Annotated in this window: 19 protein-coding genes; 11 read left to right on the forward strand and 8 right to left on the reverse strand. The window is 71.8% G+C overall.

The window, feature by feature from the left end; all coding sequences use genetic code 11:
• The first annotated feature begins 73 nt into the window (after nt 1-73).
• The 3 genes from ACIRPX_RS26825 (at nt 74) to ACIRPX_RS26835 (ending at nt 3,411) form a co-directional block, all read left to right on the forward strand.
• Nucleotides 74-1,459 carry a sensor histidine kinase gene (locus tag ACIRPX_RS26825; protein ID WP_404199511.1) on the forward strand — a complete coding sequence of 462 codons (1,386 nt, stop codon included), beginning with the start codon at nt 74-76 and terminating at the stop codon, nt 1,457-1,459.
• Entirely contained in the window at nt 1,456-2,121 is a 666-nt protein-coding gene (locus ACIRPX_RS26830; protein ID WP_404199514.1) for a response regulator, read from the forward strand. The genes ACIRPX_RS26825 and ACIRPX_RS26830 overlap by 4 nt, the downstream gene beginning before the upstream one ends.
• Before the next feature lie 87 nt (nt 2,122-2,208).
• Nucleotides 2,209-3,411: a cytochrome P450 gene (locus tag ACIRPX_RS26835; RefSeq protein WP_404199517.1), complete on the forward strand. Its 1,203-nt coding sequence runs from the start codon at nt 2,209-2,211 to the stop codon at nt 3,409-3,411.
• Between the two features lie 5 nt (nt 3,412-3,416).
• Here the strand turns inward: ACIRPX_RS26835 and ACIRPX_RS26840 are convergent, their stop codons facing one another.
• The 4 genes from ACIRPX_RS26840 to ACIRPX_RS26855 all read right to left on the reverse strand — a co-directional run bounded on the left by ACIRPX_RS26840 (nt 3,417) and on the right by ACIRPX_RS26855 (nt 6,829).
• Complete coding sequence (locus ACIRPX_RS26840; RefSeq protein WP_404199519.1) at nt 3,417-3,965, reverse strand: hypothetical protein; 549 nt, start codon at nt 3,963-3,965, stop codon at nt 3,417-3,419.
• A 92-nt stretch (nt 3,966-4,057) separates the two neighbouring features.
• Nucleotides 4,058-4,276 (reverse strand): hypothetical protein, encoded by a 219-nt coding sequence (locus ACIRPX_RS26845; RefSeq protein WP_404199521.1) that lies wholly within the window; start codon nt 4,274-4,276, stop codon nt 4,058-4,060.
• Nucleotides 4,277-4,322: 46 nt separating this feature from the next.
• Nucleotides 4,323-5,927 (reverse strand): ABC transporter permease, encoded by a 1,605-nt coding sequence (locus tag ACIRPX_RS26850; RefSeq protein WP_404199523.1) that lies wholly within the window; start codon nt 5,925-5,927, stop codon nt 4,323-4,325.
• The gene (locus ACIRPX_RS26855; protein WP_404199525.1) at nt 5,924-6,829 is read right to left on the reverse strand and encodes an ATP-binding cassette domain-containing protein; all 906 of its coding nucleotides are present in this window, start codon (nt 6,827-6,829) and stop codon (nt 5,924-5,926) included. The genes ACIRPX_RS26850 and ACIRPX_RS26855 overlap by 4 nt, the downstream gene beginning before the upstream one ends.
• Before the next feature lie 74 nt (nt 6,830-6,903).
• Between ACIRPX_RS26855 and ACIRPX_RS26860 the strand changes: the two genes are divergently transcribed.
• Nucleotides 6,904-7,392 carry a GbsR/MarR family transcriptional regulator gene (locus ACIRPX_RS26860; RefSeq protein ID WP_404199527.1) on the forward strand — a complete coding sequence of 163 codons (489 nt, stop codon included), beginning with the start codon at nt 6,904-6,906 and terminating at the stop codon, nt 7,390-7,392.
• 32 nt (nt 7,393-7,424) lie between these two features.
• Here ACIRPX_RS26860 and ACIRPX_RS26865 read toward each other — a convergent pair whose 3' ends face one another.
• Nucleotides 7,425-8,255, reverse strand: a complete 831-nt coding sequence (locus ACIRPX_RS26865; protein ID WP_404199529.1) for a diacylglycerol kinase family protein — start codon at nt 8,253-8,255, stop codon at nt 7,425-7,427.
• Between the two features lie 195 nt (nt 8,256-8,450).
• On the opposite strand from ACIRPX_RS26865, the gene ACIRPX_RS26870 reads away from it, so the two are divergent.
• Complete coding sequence (locus ACIRPX_RS26870) at nt 8,451-9,734, forward strand: adenylosuccinate synthase (RefSeq protein ID WP_404199531.1); 1,284 nt, start codon at nt 8,451-8,453, stop codon at nt 9,732-9,734.
• A 169-nt stretch (nt 9,735-9,903) separates the two neighbouring features.
• The gene (locus ACIRPX_RS26875; protein WP_404199749.1) at nt 9,904-10,374 is read left to right on the forward strand and encodes an STM3941 family protein; all 471 of its coding nucleotides are present in this window, start codon (nt 9,904-9,906) and stop codon (nt 10,372-10,374) included.
• A gap of 5 nt (nt 10,375-10,379) precedes the next feature.
• Here ACIRPX_RS26875 and ACIRPX_RS26880 read toward each other — a convergent pair whose 3' ends face one another.
• Nucleotides 10,380-10,637 carry a winged helix-turn-helix domain-containing protein gene (locus ACIRPX_RS26880; RefSeq protein ID WP_404199534.1) on the reverse strand — a complete coding sequence of 86 codons (258 nt, stop codon included), beginning with the start codon at nt 10,635-10,637 and terminating at the stop codon, nt 10,380-10,382.
• Between the two features lie 180 nt (nt 10,638-10,817).
• Here ACIRPX_RS26880 and ACIRPX_RS26885 point away from each other — a divergent pair, with 180 nt between their 5' ends.
• The 4 genes from ACIRPX_RS26885 (at nt 10,818) to ACIRPX_RS26900 (ending at nt 13,758) form a co-directional block, all read left to right on the forward strand.
• Nucleotides 10,818-11,171: a hypothetical protein gene (locus ACIRPX_RS26885; RefSeq protein WP_404199536.1), complete on the forward strand. Its 354-nt coding sequence runs from the start codon at nt 10,818-10,820 to the stop codon at nt 11,169-11,171.
• Complete coding sequence (locus ACIRPX_RS26890; RefSeq protein WP_404199539.1) at nt 11,171-11,533, forward strand: hypothetical protein; 363 nt, start codon at nt 11,171-11,173, stop codon at nt 11,531-11,533. Before ACIRPX_RS26885 ends, ACIRPX_RS26890 begins: the two co-directional genes overlap by 1 nt.
• 27 nt (nt 11,534-11,560) lie before the next feature.
• Nucleotides 11,561-11,773, forward strand: a complete 213-nt coding sequence (locus ACIRPX_RS26895; protein WP_404199541.1) for a hypothetical protein — start codon at nt 11,561-11,563, stop codon at nt 11,771-11,773.
• 167 nt (nt 11,774-11,940) lie between these two features.
• A complete protein-coding gene (locus tag ACIRPX_RS26900) occupies nt 11,941-13,758 on the forward strand; it encodes a bifunctional metallophosphatase/5'-nucleotidase (protein ID WP_404199544.1) in 1,818 nt (605 codons plus the stop codon).
• Nucleotides 13,759-13,868: 110 nt separating this feature from the next.
• Here ACIRPX_RS26900 and ACIRPX_RS26905 read toward each other — a convergent pair whose 3' ends face one another.
• Nucleotides 13,869-14,738 (reverse strand): NAD(P)H-binding protein, encoded by an 870-nt coding sequence (locus ACIRPX_RS26905; protein ID WP_404199547.1) that lies wholly within the window; start codon nt 14,736-14,738, stop codon nt 13,869-13,871.
• A 183-nt stretch (nt 14,739-14,921) separates the two neighbouring features.
• Between ACIRPX_RS26905 and ACIRPX_RS26910 the strand changes: the two genes are divergently transcribed.
• Complete coding sequence (locus tag ACIRPX_RS26910) at nt 14,922-15,212, forward strand: hypothetical protein (RefSeq protein WP_404199550.1); 291 nt, start codon at nt 14,922-14,924, stop codon at nt 15,210-15,212.
• A 6-nt stretch (nt 15,213-15,218) separates the two neighbouring features.
• On the opposite strand, the gene ACIRPX_RS26915 is transcribed toward ACIRPX_RS26910, so the two are convergent.
• Nucleotides 15,219-15,869, reverse strand: a complete 651-nt coding sequence (locus tag ACIRPX_RS26915; protein ID WP_404199552.1) for a hypothetical protein — start codon at nt 15,867-15,869, stop codon at nt 15,219-15,221.
• Nucleotides 15,870-15,954 lie beyond the last annotated feature (85 nt).

Consider the following 15,954-nt stretch of genomic DNA (forward strand, 5'->3'; position numbering starts at 1 on the left):
CCTGAGGGGGAGGGCGCAGGACCCTTCTCACTGGTGACGCCCGCGAGGCCGGGCGGCGCCTACCGTCGTACCCGTGACCGAGACGCCCCGTACGCAGCCGGCCCCGTCGGAGCCCACCAGGCAGACGGACCCGCCGGACAGCGTGTTCGACCCGTACAAGCCGCGCAGCCCGGAGTTCCGGGCCGCCATGGACGCCCTGCGGGGGCTGCGGCAGGACCTGTTCCACGACGCCTTCGCCTACCGCCCGCTGCGCCGCGCGAGCACCGACGGGCGGCTCGCCCGCCGGCTCCCCGGCCCGATACGCGTGTACGCGGCGTGGGCGCCGCACGCCGTGATCACGGCGTGCGGCTTCGTCGCGATGCTCATCGCCTCGGACAGCCCGATGGACGGCGCGGCCACCAATCTGGTCCTCGGCCTGCTCGCCCTGGCGCCGGTGCTGCTGACCATGGTGCGGCCGGTCGGCGCGTTCTGGCTGTCGATGCTCGCGACCCCGATCGCCGCCGCCGTCGGCAGCGACTGGGACAGCGAGTGGCCGTGGCTGTCCGGCAGTTTCGCCTGTCAGCTGCTGGTGCTCACGATCGTGGCCGTCCGCACCAGGCCGCGCACGGCGGCCTGGACATGGGTCCTGACGGCGGTGTACGGCGCCGTGGCGGGGAGCGTCGGCGGCCGTGGCCGCTTCGGCTCGAACACCATGGAGCTGCTGTTCCTCTCCGCCGTGGCCATCCTCGTCGTCACCGTCTGGCACATCCGCCGGGACGCGAAGCAGGAGGTGACCGCCCAGCAGACCGTCACCGCGCACGAGCGGTCCCGGCGCACCCTCCTGGAGGAGCGCACGACGATCGCCCGCGAGCTGCACGACGTGGTGGCGCACCACATGTCGGTCGTCGCCATCCAGGCGGAGGCCGCCCCCTACCGGGTGCAGAACCCGCCGCCGGAGCTGGAGCGCGCCTTCGCCACCATCCGGGAGAACGCGGTGGCCGCGCTCACCGAGCTGCGCCGCGTCCTCGGCGTCGTCCGCGCCGAGGACTACGAGGCCCCGGACGCCCCGCAGCCCACCCTCGCCGACCTGGACGCGCTGCTGGCGAACGTGCGCGAGGCGGGCCTGAGCGTCGGCAAGACGGTGACCGGGGCGGTGCGCGAACTGCCGCAGGGCGTCGAGCTGTCGGCGTACCGCATCGTCCAGGAGGCGCTGAGCAACAGCCTGCGGCACGCGCCGGGCGCGGACGCGCGCGTCGAGATCGGCTACGTCATCGGCGGCCTGGGACTGCGCGTGGTCAACGACCCGCCGCCCGAGCCGAGCCTGGTGAAACCCTCCCCGGGCGCCGGGCACGGCATCACCGGCATGCGCGAGCGGGTGTCGATGCTGAACGGCGAGATGACGGCGGGCGGCACGGAGGCGGGTGGCTACGAGGTGACGGTCTTCCTGCCGGTCGCCGCCACCGGGGACGGTGAGGCATGACCATCCGCGTCCTGATCGCGGACGATCAGATGATGGTGCGCGAGGGCTTCTCGGTCCTGCTGAACGCGATGCCGGACATCGAGGTGGTCGGCGAGGCGGTCAACGGCCGCGAGGCGGTGGCCCGTGTGCGCGAACTCGCCCCCGACGTGGTCCTGATGGACATCCGCATGCCCGAGCTGAACGGCATCGAGGCGACGAGGGAGATCGTCGCCTCCGACACCACGGCCAAGGTGCTGGTCCTCACGACCTTCGACCTCGACGAGTACGTGTACCAGGCGCTGCGCGCGGGTGCCTCCGGCTTCCTGCTCAAGGACGCCTCGGCCCGCCAACTGGCGGACGGCGTGCGGGTGGTGGCGTCCGGCGAGGCCCTTCTCGCCCCCACCGTCACCAAGCGCCTGATCACCGAGTTCTCGAAGCTCTCGGCGGCTCCCCGCCCGTTGTCCTCCGCCCACGCGGCCTACGGCGACCTGACCGAACGCGAGACGGAGGTGCTGGTCCTGATCGCCCAGGGGCTGTCGAACGCGGAGATCGCCGGACGGCTGGTGGTCGCCGAGTCCACCATCAAGACCCACGTCAGCCGCATCCTGGTGAAGCTCGGGCTGCGGGACCGCACCCAGGCGGCGGTGTTCGCGTACGAGGCACGGCTGGTGACGCCGGGCTGACCGCGGCGGCCACGGGCTCGCTCCGCCGACCGGCCGCAGCACCGGGGGCCCTGGTCAGAGCCGGGGACGCCGGGTTAGCGTCCCGCCATGGCTGCCTTCGACCCATGGGACCCGGCGTTCGTCGCGGACCCCTACCCCGCCTACGCCGAGCTGCGCGCCAAGGGCCGGGTGCACTACTTCGAGCCCACGGACCAGTGGCTGGTGCCGCACCACGCGGACGTCTCGGCGCTGCTGCGCGACCGGCGTCTGGGGCGGACGTATCAGCACCGGTTCACGCACGAGGAGTTCGGGCGGACCGCGCCGCCGGCGGAGCACGAGCCGTTCCACACCCTCAACGACCACGGGATGCTCGACCTGGAACCGCCGGACCACACGAGGATCCGGCGGCTGGTGTCGAAGGCGTTCACGCCGCGTACGGTCGAGCGGCTCAAGCCGTACGTGGACCGGCTCGCCGGTGAGCTGGTGGACCGGCTCGTCGCGGCCGGCGGCGGGGATCTGCTCACCGACGTCGCCGAGCCGCTGCCCGTGGCGGTCATCGCCGAGATGCTGGGCATCCCCGAGTCCGACAGGGCCCCGCTGCGGCCCTGGTCCGCCGACATCTGCGGGATGTACGAGCTGAATCCCCCCACGGAGACGGCGCGCAGGGCCGTGCGCGCCTCGGTCGCGTTCTCGGAGTACCTCCGCGACCTGATCGCCGAGCGCCGCAAGGAGCCCGGCGAGGACCTGATCTCGGGCCTGATCGCCGCGCACGACGAGGGCGACCGGCTCACCGAGCAGGAGATGATCTCGACCTGTGTGCTGCTGCTGAACGCGGGTCACGAGGCGACGGTGAACGCGACCGTCAACGGCTGGTGGGCCCTGTTCCGCAACCCCGGCATGCTCGCGGCCCTGCGCGGCGACCACTCCCTGGTCCCGTCGGCCGTCGAGGAGCTGATGCGCTACGACACCCCGCTCCAGCTCTTCGAGCGCTGGGTGCTGGAGGAGATCGAGATCGACGGCACGACGATCCCGAGGGGCGCGGAGATCGCGATGCTCTTCGGCTCCGCCAACCACGACCCCGAGGTGTTCCCGGAGCCGGCGAAGCTCGACCTCACCCGCGCCGACAACCCCCACATCTCCTTCAGTGCCGGCATCCACTACTGCATCGGCGCCCCCCTGGCCCGGATCGAGCTGGCGGCGTCGATGCGGGCCCTGCTGGAGAAGGCGCCCGCCCTGAGCCTGGCCGCCGAGCCCGAGCGCAGACCCAACTTCGTCATCAGGGGGCTGGACGGGCTGCGGGTGTCGGTCTAGAGCCGTCAGGAGGCGCCGAGGCGGCGGGCGGCGAGCTGGACCTCCAGGGGTGTGCCCGGGGGTTCGAGGACCATGAAGCCCGCCTCCTCGCCGCGGTGGTAGATCTTCAGGCGCGGCCCGTCGACGGCCAGCCGCAGCTCGGGCCAGGGGCGGGCCCACAGCAGGTTGGAGCGTTCCCACAGCTGCAGGTGCCGGGAGGTCAGCAGCAGCTGGTAGGGCGGGTTCTCGTACGGGGTCGGGGCCCGCCCGGGCGTGAACGGCGGCCGCACGGCGTAGGAGCCGATCAGCCGCTCGCCGGGGCCGAGCGTCTGCGCGCGGACGGCGTTCTCGCGTCCGGTCCTCGCCCCCGCCCAGCCTGCGAAGGCGCTGCACACCAGGATGAACGGCACGACGACCGGCCAGGGGATGCCGTGCGCGACCCCGGCGGCGCTCTCGACGGCGAGGGACGCCGCGCCGACGCAGGCGGCCGTGGTGCCACCGGCGACGGCGGCCCGGCGTCTGCGCCGCTGTCCTTCGGCCTCCGCGGTTCCGCGCTCGGCGGGCTGTCGTGCCATGGGGCGTCTCCCTCCGCGTCGGCCCGTTCGTCCGCGACGTGGTGGAGGACTCGGCAGCGGCCCGGACGGTTGTATGGCCCACGGACATGCCGTCACCGTCCGGCGCGCCGGACCAGCGCCCAGACGGCGAGGGCCGCGGCCGTTCCCCCGAGGACCGCGAGCGGCAGTTCGGCGTAGAGCACGCTCCAGTCCGGGCTCCGTTCGAACCGCCGGAACCGGGCCCGCACGCCGACGGCCCACACCGCGAGCCCCGCTCCCGCGCCCGCCGCCATGGTCAGGCATCCCGCCGCGGCCTGCATACGTTGTCCCATGCCCGGGAGGGACGTGTGCGGAGCGCGAGCGGGTTCCCCGCGCCCGTCAGGTCGTCATGTCCCGCCGTCGCAGCCCCGCCAGCCCCGCGGCCACCAGCGCCGCCGACAGCGCGAGCAGGACCAGCACCGGGCCCCACTCCATCGACCCGCCCGGCAGTTTCGGCAGATGACCGAACGGCGACAGGTCCAGCACCGCCTGCGGCGCGTCCAGCGCGGGACCGACCCAGCCGATCAGCAGTACGGCGGCCGCGACACCCCAGGCCGCCGTCGCCGCCCGGGGCAGCACCCCGTACAGCAGCACCGCCAGTCCGCCGACCACCCAGATCGCGGGGAGCTGGAGCAGGCACGCCCCCAGAATGGGGCCGGCCTCCCTGCCGTGTCCGACGACGAAGCCGGCTCCGGTCAGCAGCATGATCAGGACCGTGCCGCCGAACGCGATGACCAGGTGGCCCGCGGTCCAGCGCAGCCGGCCCACCGCGTTCGCGAGGACCGGTTCCGCGCGGCCGGACGTCTCCTCGCCGTTCAGCCGCAGCACCGAGCCGACCACGTACAGGGCCGCGACCAGGCCCATCATGCCGATCATCGAGGCGAGGAAGGCGTCCGTCAGGCCGCTTCGGCCGCCCATCCGCTCGAAGATCCGCCGGGCGTTGTCGTTGTCGCCGACCAGATCGCTCACCCCGTCCGTGAGGCCGCCGTAGACGACGCCGACGACGAAGAAGGCGGTGCCCCAGCCGAGGACGCTGCCCCGCTGCAGCCGCCAGGCCAGGGCGCCCGCGGTGCCGAGGCGGCCGGTGGCCGGTCCGGGGCGGGTGGGCAGGAAGCTCATGCCGACGTCCCGGCGGCCCGCCAGCGCGTAGGCCGCCACGGCCTGGACCGCCACGGCCGCCGCGCACAGCAGCAGCACCCACCAGCGTTCGCCGGCGTACGGCCGCAGGTTCTCCAGCCAGCCCAGCGGCGACAGCCAGGTCAGGACGGACGATCCGTCGTCCCTCGCCGAGTCGCCCGCCGCGCGCAGCACGAAGGCCGCACCGAGCGCCGCGGAGGTCAGCCCCCGGGCCAGGCGCGCGCTCTCCGTGAGCTGGGCGACGATCGCCGCCGCTGTCGCGAAGACCATGCCCACGGCCGCGACGCCCAGGCCCAGGGCGAGGGCTCCGGCGCCTCCCTGGCCCGCCAGGCCGACCGTGACCAGCACCGCCAGCGCGGCGTTGGCGACCCCTGCCGCCAGCAGCGCCGCCGTCAGGGAGGCCCTGCGGCCCACCATCCCGGAGGCCACCAGTTCCTGGCGGCCGCTCTCCTCCTCGTCCCGGGTGTGCCGGACGACGACGAGGAGGCCGGTCACCGCGGCGAGCAGGCCGGCGTAGACGCCGGCGCGCCAGGCGGTGAGCGCGCCGATCGAGGTGTCGAAGACGGGTCCGATCAGGGCGCGGAAGGAGGCGTTGGCCGCCACCTGGTGGATCAGGTCGGTGCGCTCGGCCGGGGTGCCGTACAGGCTCTTGAGCGTGTTCGGCATGGACAGGACCATGAGTGCGTTGACCGCGACCCAGACCGGGATCAGCACCCGGTCGCGGCGCAGCGCGAACCGCAGCAGGGTCGCGGTGCCCGCCAGTTGGCGCGTGCCCCCGCCCCGTACGGCGAACGACGCGGCGGTCATCGGGACGCCACCTCCGCCCCGTCTCCCTGGTAGTGCCGCAGGAACAGCTCCTCCAGGGTCGGCGGCGTCGAGGTCAGCGACCGTACGCCGGACTCGCTCAGCTGGCGCAGCACCGCGTCGAGTTTGTCCGTGTCGACCTGGAGCCGCACCCGCCTGCCCCGGACGTCGAGGTCGTGCACGCCCGGCAGATGCGCCAACCCGTTGGGCGCTCCCGCGAGTTCGGCGGTCACGCTGGTGCGGGTCAGATGGCGCAGATCGGCCAGCGAGCCGCTCTCCACGGTGCGGCCCCTGCGGATGATGCTCACCCGGTCGCAGAGCTCCTCGACCTCGCTGAGGAGGTGCGAGGAGAGCAGGACCGTCCGGCCGCGCTCGCGCTCCTCCTCCACGCAGCGCTGGAAGACCTCCTCCATCAGCGGGTCCAGGCCCGACGTCGGCTCGTCCAGGATCAGCAGGTCCACGTCCGAGGCGAACGCGGCGACCAGCGCCACCTTCTGCCGGTTGCCCTTGGAGTAGGTGCGGCCCTTCTTGGTGGGGTCCAGCTCGAAGCGCTCGACCAGCTCGGCGCGGCGGCCCGCGTCGAGGCCGCCGCGCAGCCGGCCGTAGAGGTCGATGACCTCGCCGCCGGAGAGGTTGCGCCACAGGGTCACGTCGCCGGGGACGTAGGCAATCCGGCGGTGCACCTCCACGGCGTCCTGCCAGGGGTCGCGGCCGAGCACCTGCGCGGCGCCGGAGTCGGCGCGCAGCAGGCCCAGCAGGACGCGGATGGTGGTGGACTTGCCGGCGCCGTTCGGGCCGAGGAATCCGTGCACCTCGCCGGTCTCCACCTCGAGGTCGAGGCCGTCCAGGGCATGGGTCCTGCCGAACGACTTGTGGAGTCCGGAGACCGTGATTGCCTTCGTCATGGTTCAGAACGTACGCTTCCTTCAGAAATTTGTGAAGTTAAGGAAGCATATGAAGCCCGGTTAGGGTGGTGAGCATGACGGATGAGGCGGGCAGGGACCAGGAGGCGGTCTCGAAGTTCGTGGAGAGTTTCGCGGCCCAGCTCGTCGAGGCCGGCATGCAGCGGATGCCCTCCCGGGTGTTCGCCGCGCTGCTCTCCTCCGACGAGGGCGTGCTGACCTCCGCCGAGCTGGGCGAGCAGCTGCGGATCAGCCCGGCCGCCGTGTCCGGGGCGGTGCGCTACCTGACCATGACGCACATGGTCTCGCGCGAGCGGGAGCCGGGCTCGCGCCGGGAGCGCTACCGGGTGCACGGCGACCAGTGGTACGAGGCCCTGACCAACCGCGAGGCCATCATCAAACGCTGGGAGGGCGCCCTGCGCGAGGGCGTCGACAGCCTCGGCCCCGGCACGCCGGCGGGCCGCCGCATGGCCGAGACGCTCGCCTTCTTCGAGTTCGTCGAGACGGAGGTGGCCGCCATGATGGAGCGCTGGCGGGTGCACCGCCGCGAGGTCTTCGGCGACTAGTAAGGCGTGTTGCGGAGCAGCGTCGTGCGTCCTCACCCCGGATCCGGCACCGTGAGCCCCCACGCCCCTTCCAGTACCGTCCACGTCCGCCGTCGTACCGGCCCGCACACGCCCGCGTCCGCCCGGTAGCGGAAGTCCGCCCCGGACACGCTGACGGTCCGGCCCTTCGCCCGCAGGGTCGCGGCCTCGGCCCCCACCGAGGCCGGCTGCACCTCCACCTCGGCCAGCCCCGTGGCGCCCGGCGTCAGCGACACCGCCTCCACCGGCTGGTCCAGGTCCACCAGCGTCACCCCGTCCACCTCCACCCTGAGCCGGGCCGGCCGGGGCGGGGGGACCGCGGCCTCGCGCGCGGGCACCAGGGTGCGGACCAGGGACTGGGCCGTACGCAGCCACGGCCGGCCCGGGTCCGGTGCCGGGGCCCGCCGGATCGGCACCGGGATGCGCAGCGCGCCGAGCACCACGCCGTCGCTGTCGTCCACCAGCAGGTCCAGGCGCCGCTCGACCCCGTCGAGGACCGCCCGCGCCGCCGCCACCGCTCCGGTGGGCACCCCGAGGGCTTGCGCCACGGAGAGCACGCTGCCCACCGGCACCACCGACAGGGCACATCCGGCCAGCTCCCGCTGCCGGTGCAGCAGGGACACGGCGCGCACCAGCGCGCGGTCGTCGCCCACCACCACCGGACGCCGCGAGCCGCGCCGGGCCAGCGCCCGGGCGAACTCCTCGGGCCCCTCCGGCAGGCAGACCTTGGCGTGCGCACCCGCGCTGAGCACGTCTTTCGCGATGCGTACCGACTCCCCGTCCGTCCTTCGGGCCACCGGATCGATGACCACCAGCAGCTGTTCGGAAGTCGGAGAAGTCGCCACCTCGGTCCTGCCTCGCTTCCTCGGGTAGCATCTTTGTGCAAGAGCCCCTTGCGCTATTGCGCCAGGGGCTTCGTCTATTCCGGGGCATCCGGTCCGACGGTTTGCGGCCAACGACGGCCGCGGTGCACGCGGCGGTGAACCCTACGCGTACGCCCCTGACCTTGGACATGCCCCGCCCGGAAGGGGTGTACGCGCGTGCCCGCACTTGTGCTGCTCGGTGCTCAGTGGGGTGACGAAGGCAAGGGAAAGGCGACGGACCTGCTAGGCGGATCCGTCGACTACGTGGTGCGCTACCAGGGCGGCAACAACGCCGGCCACACGGTGGTCGTGGGCGACCAGAAGTACGCCCTTCACCTGCTCCCTTCCGGAATCCTGTCCCCGGGGTGCACCCCGGTCATCGGCAACGGAGTCGTCGTCGACCCGTCGGTCCTGTTCTCCGAGCTGAACGGGCTGAACGAGCGTGGCGTCGACACGTCCAAGCTCCTGATCAGCGGTAACGCTCACATCATCACGCCGTACAACGTCACGGTGGACAAGGTGACGGAACGCTTCCTCGGGAAGCGGAAGATCGGGACCACCGGCCGCGGCATCGGGCCGACCTACGCGGACAAGATCAACCGCGTCGGCATCCGCGTGCAGGACCTCTACGACGAGTCGATCCTCACCCAGAAGGTCGAGGCGGCCCTCGACGTCAAGAACCAGATGCTCACCAAGCTCTACAACCGCCGCGCGATCGCGGTCGACCAGGTGGTCGAGGAGCTCCTGGGCTACGCGGAGCGGCTGCGGCCGTACGTCGCGGACACCGTCCTGGTGCTCAACCAGGCGCTGGAGCAGGACAAGGTGGTGCTGTTCGAGGGCGGCCAGGGCACGCTCCTGGACATCGACCACGGCACCTACCCCTTCGTGACCTCGTCGAACCCCACCGCGGGCGGTGCCTGCACCGGCGCCGGCGTGGGCCCGACGAAGATCAGCCGGGTCATCGGCATCCTCAAGGCGTACACCACCCGCGTCGGCTCCGGCCCCTTCCCGACCGAGCTGTTCGACGAGGACGGCGAGGCGCTGCGCCGCATCGGCGGCGAGCGGGGCGTGACCACCGGCCGGGACCGCCGCTGCGGCTGGTTCGACGCGGTGATCGCCCGCTACGCGACCCGGGTCAACGGCCTGACCGACTTCTTCCTCACCAAGCTCGACGTCCTCACCGGCTGGGAGCAGATCCCGGTCTGCGTGGCCTACGAGATCGACGGCAGGAGGGTCGAGGAACTGCCGTACTCGCAGACGGACTTCCACCACGCGAAGCCGGTCTACGAGACCCTGCCGGGCTGGTCCGAGGACATCACCAAGGCGAAGTCCTTCTCCGACCTGCCGAAGAACGCGCAGAACTACGTCAAGGCGCTGGAGGAGATGTCCGGCGCGCCGATCTCCGCGATCGGCGTGGGCCCGGGGCGGGACGAGACGATCGAGGTCAACTCGTTCCTGTGACCGGAGGACCGGCCGGAGCCGCCCCGCCCGGGGCGGCTCCTGTCGCTCCCGGCACCGGACGGTCCGCGGAAGGCTTCCGCTGAAGAGGGCTCTGGTCCTATCGTCTGGGCCCGTGATCAGAGACGGCGTTCCACGGCCCCCGACGGTCTATCCGCTCGCCAAGCGACGGGTGTGGGCCATGATGGCCGGCTCTCTGGCCTTCGTCGCTCTGGGCGTTGTCTTCTTGGTCGCCCACAGCACCGTGCTCATGACTGTGGCAGGGGTGCTGGTGGCACCCTTCTTCGGATTCTGTTCGGTGATGATGGCCCAGCGCCTGCTCCGGGACCGACCGGAGTTGGTGCTGGACGACGCGGGAGTGGAGCACGCGAGTCTGGGCCGGTTCGGCTGGGACGAGATAGCCGCCGTACGGATACGCGAGCAGCGGGTACGCAACACCTCGCAACGGTTCATCGAGCTGGTGCTGCACGATCCGGACGCTTATCTGGCTCGAGCACCCAAGCTCGTCCGCAGCACCGCGTCCATGAACGCACGACTCGGCTTCGGTCCGGCCAACATGACCACGAACACCTTGCCGGTGCCGCCGGAGGCGGTTCTGGACGCGATGCGGCGTCACTGCCCCGGGCTCGTAGTGCAGCACTGAGTCCTTCAGCCGTTCGGTTCGCTGTCCTCGGCCGCCTCCGGCATTCCGATGACGTACGTGCCCTTGGCCGGCAGGGTGGCGACGAGTCCTCGATTGCGGAGTTCCACGACGGCACGACGCACGGTGCCGATGCTGACGCGATACAGGTCGGTCATGGCGCGCTCGCCGGGCAGGGCGGCCCCCTGCGGCAACTTGCCGGACGCGATGTCCGCCTCGATCGAGTCGGCGAGTTTCACGTACTCGTAGCGCGGGAGCTCGGTCATATCTCCACCGTGCCGCAGCCTTACGCGCACGGCAGGGCTGGAACGCGTCCCGACGCGGTAGCAAGCAGAAGAACTCAGTAGGGTGCAGGGGGACGCAGTTAGCGGTATGGTCGAAATGACAGGACCCCGGCGAGGCGGCAACCTCCCGGGGCACGGCCCACGCTTACTAGGAGCGTCGACATGACCGACCTTATCCCGCGCGCCCTCCAACGGCTGCGCATCCTCCTCGGTGCCGGTACCGGACGGCGTCGTAAGCCGCGATCCCAGCGCGACCCGTTCCCCGGGCTCCATCCCACTCCCGTCCGCCCCGCCATCACCCTCCCGCGCCCCCGCTCCCCGTACGGCCTCCACGCCCCCCTCGACGGCGGCGACTCCGCCCTCGTGCGCCCCTACCTCGCCGCCCACGAACGGGAAACCGGGGAAGCCCAAGCGGCCGCGCTCCGGCAGCGCCGCCGTCTCGCCCTCGTGCTCGCCGCCGACTTCGGGATCGACCTGGACCGGCACCTGGTCGGCGCGCGGGAGGTGGCGGCCTGATGGAGCCCGTCAACGGCATCCCCGCACCCGTCGTCACCCCGCGGCTCCTGCCCTGGCCGTCGCCGGAGGGCAAGCCCTGCTACCTGGTCACCGACAACGCGGGCGGCTACCTCTCCCGGCTCGCCGACGACCTGGAGGCCGCTCAACTCGCCACCGCCACCGACGTGCTCGGCCTCGCCCGCGCCGTGCTGGACGACCCGGTGTCCCCGTGCACCGAGGTCCGCTACGCCGGCCGCCGTCTCGCCGAGTGCCTGACCGACGCCCTGCGCGTCGCCGAGTCCCGGGGCCTGCGCCTGCCCGCGCCCCGCTCCGAGGGCTTCGCCGAGGACGTCACGGAGGAGGGGGCGGAGAGCGCCCGGTAGACAGGTGCCCCGGTGGACACTGGAGGGATGAGCGTCCACCGGAACGCACGGTGCCGGGGGCCGTACGGCGGTGAGGGCGACCTGGCCGGCGGCACGGACTGCTCCGACCCGGCGGTCTTCGAGGTGGCCCGGCACCACCTGCCGCCGCTGCTGGTGTGCCCGGTGCACCTCGGGCCCGCCCTGCTGATGGCGAACGGGGTGCTGTGGCCGCCCGAGATCAGGCTCGTCGGGCCGGTATGACCCGGTTCACCCACCGGCCCCCTGAGCGACTCCTGACCCATCCTTGACCTGGACATGGTCTTTTCCTGGTTCCCGGCAGCGCCGAGGCACGAGCACGATCTACGCGGGTAGCCACCGCACGGCCCGCTCATCTACTCGCGTCAACTCCAGCCTCTCAGGAGCCTCGCATGCCCCTCAGTCCCATGAACCGCCGGGAGTTCGTGAAGAAGTCGGCCGTCACCGGCGCGGCCGTCGCCGCGACGGGAGCGGTCGGCACCGGCACCGCCGAGGCCGCCGACCGCAGGCACGGCAGGACCCCGAAGACGTGGTCCTTCTCCATCCTCGGCACCACCGACCTGCACAGCCACGTCTTCAACTGGGACTACTACACCAACGCGGCCCCGGTGGACTCCAAGGGCAACACCTACGGCATCGCCCGGATCGCCACCCTCGTCAAGCAGTTGCGCGAGCAGAAGGGTGAGGAGCGGGTGCTCCTCGTCGACGCCGGCGACATCATCCAGGGCACGTCGCTGGCGTACTACTACGCGAACGTGGACCCCATCACCGGCAAGGACGGCGAGCGCGGTCCCGAGCACCCGATGGCGATCGCCATGAACGAGATGCGCTACGACGCCGCCGCGCTGGGCAACCACGAGTTCAACTACGGCATCGACGTGCTGCGCACCTTCGAGAAGCAGTGCCGTTTCCCGCTGCTGGGCGCCAACGCGCTGGACGCCAGGACGCTGCGGCCCGCCTTCCAGCCGTACACCGTCAAGCGCATCCGGGTCCCCGGGGCGCCGGACATCAAGGTCGGCATCCTCGGCCTCACCAACCCGGGCATCGCGCTGTGGGACAAGGACAACGTGAGCGGGAAGATGGTCTTCCCCGGGCTGGTGGAGCAGGCGAAGAAGTACGTGCCGCGGCTGCGCGCGCTCGGCTGCGACGTCGTCTTCCTGACCGACCACTCCGGTCTCGACGGGTCCTCCTCCTACGGTGACGCGCTGCCGTACGTCGAGAACGCCTCCAACCTCGTCGCCGAGCAGGTCCCCGGCATCGACGCGATCCTCGTGGGGCACACGCACGTCGACGTCCCCAGCTACACGGTGAAGAACGAGGAGACCGGCAAGGACGTCGTCCTGTCCGAGCCGTACTGCTACGGCTACCGCCTCTCCGTCTTCGACTTCGAACTGGAACTGCACCACGGCTGCTGGAAGATCACCAGCACGAAGGCGACCACGCTCAACAGCAACACGGTCACCGAGGACGAGCGGATCACGCAACTGCTGGAGGCCGACCACGAGTTGGTCGTCAAGTACGTCAACACGGCGATCGGCACCTGCACCGAGGACATGCCGACGACGGAGGCCTGCTGGAAGGACGTACCCGCCATCGACTTCATCCACCAGGTCCAGATGGACGCGGTGAAGTCGGGCCTGTCGGCGGCGGACGCCGCGCTCCCGCTGATCTCCGTGGCGGCCTGCTTCAGCCGTACCGCCGACATCCCGGAGGGCGACGTGACGATCCGCGACGTCGCCGGCCTCTACATCTACGAGAACACGCTCTACGGAAAGAAGCTCACCGGCGCCCAGCTGAAGGACTATCTGGAGTACGCGGCGAAGTACTACCACCAGGTGCCGGCCGGGACGGCGGTGGACACCGCCACGCTCACCAATGCCAACAGCTTCTGGGACTACATGTACGACACCGCCGCCGGCGTCTCGTACGACATCGACATCGCACAGCCCGAGGGCTCCCGCATCAAGAACCTTACCTACGACGGCGCTCCGGTCGCCGACGACCAGGTCTTCGTCGTCGCGGTCAACAACTACCGCGCCAACGGGGGCAGCGGCTACCCCCACATCGCCACCGCGGACACCGCGTACAGCTCCACCGACCAGGTCCGCGACCTGATGATCGCCTATGCCACGGCGAAGGGCACGATCGACCCGTCGACGTTCGCGGCCGTCAACTGGAAGCTGACGCAGTCCGGAACGCCCGTGTTCTGACCCGACTGCCGCCGACGACCGCCGGGTCCGGCGCCTGCGGCGGAGGCTGGGCCGGCTGGCACGCAGGCTCAAGAGGGCAGCGGGCAGCAGGTCCTAGGGGGTGAGGCGGCTCAGGACGGGGTCGCCCCGCCGAACGCCTCCGTGTGCGCCCGTGCCCACTGCGCGAACGTCCGCGCCGGGCGGCCGAGCAGTTTCTCCGCCGTCGGCAGGACCTCCGCGCCCCGGTCGCTCTCCAGGGTGCGGCGCATGATCGCGTCGACGACCTCGGCCGGGAAGCCGTAGCGCTCCATGCCGGCGCGGGCGGCTTGCGGGGGCAGCGCGTTCGCGCGCAGAGCACGGCCCAGGACCTCACCCAGGACGGACAGTTCCTCGACCGGGGTGAGCGACTGCGGTCCGCTCAGCTCGTACGTCGCGCCCGCGTGGCCGTCCGCCGTCAGGGCCTGGGCCGCGATGTCCGCCAGGTCCGCCGGGTCGACGCTCGCCGCCGGGCGGTCCGCGAAGGGGACGGCCACCTCGTCGCCCGTGCGGAGCTGCCCCGCCCACTGCAGGGCGTTCGACATGAAGCGGCCGGGGCGCAGCAGGGTCCACGCCCAGTTGCGGGACGGGTCCGTCACCGCCGACTCCGCCTCGGCGTGCCAGCGGGCGATCACGTCGGTGCCCGCGCCCGCGTCCAGCACCGACAGCTTCACCAGCCGCCGCACGCCCGCGCGGGCCGCCGCCTGTGCGAGCGCGAGGTCGTGGGTGGGGCCGGGCGCCGTGCCGACCGCCTGCGCCGACATCAGGAACGCCCCGCTCACCCCCGCGAACGCCGCCGCCAGGCTCGCCGGGTCGTCCGCGTCCCCGTACACCGCCTCCACCCCCTCGGGCAGCCGTGCCCGAGCCGGGCGGCGGGTCATCGCCCGCACCGGCCGTCCCGCGTCGGCGAGCCGCCGCACCAGCTCGCCGCCCACGTGTCCTGTCGCCCCGGTCACCAGGATCATCGCCGTCTCCTCACGTCGGTGCTCCCAGCCTGCGCGCGCCGGTCGTCGTGCGCGTCGCACCGGTGGAGGCACCCGGTCTCCTTCCGCGGGAGTAGCCGCGTCCCACAACAGGGCAATACGTACGTGCCGGGCATACCGTGAACTTGTACACGTGTAGGCGCCGGGGCGAAGAAGGTGAGTGCTATGCGCGTGCTGCTCAAGGCATCCATGAACACCGAGAAGGCCAACGAGGTCATCCGCAGCGGCAAGATGCCGCAGCTGATGGAGGAGGCTCTCGGGCACATCAAGCCCGAGGCGGCCTACTTCACCCTCGACCACGGAGTACGGACCGCGTACCTGTTCTTCGACATGAAGGACAGCTCGCAGATGCCGTCCGTCGGCGAGCCGTTCTTCACGGACCTGGGCGCCGAACTCGAGCTGACGCCCGTGATGAACTCCGACGACCTGCAGAAGGGGCTCTCAGAGCTGCGCTGACCGGACTCAGCTGAAGACGATCATCGACCCCTGCGCCAGGCTCCGTGTCGCGGCCGCGTGCAGCCCGAGCCACACGTGGCGCTCACGGGCGAAGGGGCTCGGGTCGTACGGGGCGGGCACGGCCGGCTCCTCCAACTCCGTCGGGGCGCGCGGGGGTTCGGGCGCCGCCGGGGGGTTGGCGGGGTCGATGCCGATCGACGGCGCCATGAACTCCAGCTCGCGCAGCAGCGCCTGCGCGGAGCCCAGCGGACCGCCGCCGGCGAGCAGTTCGTCGTTCGACAGCGGTTGTGGGAAGTCGACCGGGACGTACGCGCCCGCGTGGTCGTAGTGCCACACCAGGTGCGACTGCTGGGCCGTCGTCTCGAACATCTCCAGCAACTGCTCGTAGTCACCGCCCAGTTCGTCGACGGGGGTCACCGGCAGCCCGCACACCTGGAGCAGATACACGCGGCGCAGGAAGTGCAGCGCGTCGTAGTCGAAGCCGGCCACCGGCGCGACCTCGCCGGACAGGCCCGGCATGTACTGGTACACCGGCACCGGCGGCAGCCCGGCGGCGGCGAGCACGCTGTTGTACTGCGCGAGTTCCTCGGCGAACGGATTGTCGGGGGTGTGGCACAACACGTCGACGAGTGGTACCAGCCACAGGTCACAGGCCAAAGAGGGCTCCTCACACAGCGGGACACGGCACGCGGGCGGTCAAGGCAGAGTAGTCGGTACGACGTCGGACGGGCCCCTTCCGAAC

It is taken from the genome of Streptomyces sp. NPDC101225 (assembly GCF_044767585.1).
Classification (GTDB): domain Bacteria; phylum Actinomycetota; class Actinomycetes; order Streptomycetales; family Streptomycetaceae; genus Streptomyces.

What these genes read in the sequence shown, in the direction of transcription:
- ACIRPX_RS26830 (WP_404199514.1), top strand. Translation starts at nt 1,456, where the DNA reads ATGACCATCCGCGTCCTGATCGCGGACGATCAGATGATGGTGCGCGAG.
- ACIRPX_RS26835 (WP_404199517.1), top strand. Translation starts at nt 2,209, where the DNA reads ATGGCTGCCTTCGACCCATGGGACCCGGCGTTCGTCGCGGACCCCTAC.
- ACIRPX_RS26840 (WP_404199519.1), bottom strand. Translation starts at nt 3,965, where the DNA reads ATGGCACGACAGCCCGCCGAGCGCGGAACCGCGGAGGCCGAAGGACAG.
- ACIRPX_RS26845 (WP_404199521.1), bottom strand. Translation starts at nt 4,276, where the DNA reads ATGGGACAACGTATGCAGGCCGCGGCGGGATGCCTGACCATGGCGGCG.
- ACIRPX_RS26850 (WP_404199523.1), bottom strand. Translation starts at nt 5,927, where the DNA reads ATGACCGCCGCGTCGTTCGCCGTACGGGGCGGGGGCACGCGCCAACTG.
- ACIRPX_RS26855 (WP_404199525.1), bottom strand. Translation starts at nt 6,829, where the DNA reads ATGACGAAGGCAATCACGGTCTCCGGACTCCACAAGTCGTTCGGCAGG.
- ACIRPX_RS26860 (WP_404199527.1), top strand. Translation starts at nt 6,904, where the DNA reads ATGACGGATGAGGCGGGCAGGGACCAGGAGGCGGTCTCGAAGTTCGTG.
- ACIRPX_RS26880 (WP_404199534.1), bottom strand. Translation starts at nt 10,637, where the DNA reads ATGACCGAGCTCCCGCGCTACGAGTACGTGAAACTCGCCGACTCGATC.
- ACIRPX_RS26885 (WP_404199536.1), top strand. Translation starts at nt 10,818, where the DNA reads ATGACCGACCTTATCCCGCGCGCCCTCCAACGGCTGCGCATCCTCCTC.
- ACIRPX_RS26890 (WP_404199539.1), top strand. Translation starts at nt 11,171, where the DNA reads ATGGAGCCCGTCAACGGCATCCCCGCACCCGTCGTCACCCCGCGGCTC.
- ACIRPX_RS26895 (WP_404199541.1), top strand. Translation starts at nt 11,561, where the DNA reads ATGAGCGTCCACCGGAACGCACGGTGCCGGGGGCCGTACGGCGGTGAG.
- ACIRPX_RS26900 (WP_404199544.1), top strand. Translation starts at nt 11,941, where the DNA reads ATGCCCCTCAGTCCCATGAACCGCCGGGAGTTCGTGAAGAAGTCGGCC.
- ACIRPX_RS26905 (WP_404199547.1), bottom strand. Translation starts at nt 14,738, where the DNA reads ATGATCCTGGTGACCGGGGCGACAGGACACGTGGGCGGCGAGCTGGTG.
- ACIRPX_RS26910 (WP_404199550.1), top strand. Translation starts at nt 14,922, where the DNA reads ATGCGCGTGCTGCTCAAGGCATCCATGAACACCGAGAAGGCCAACGAG.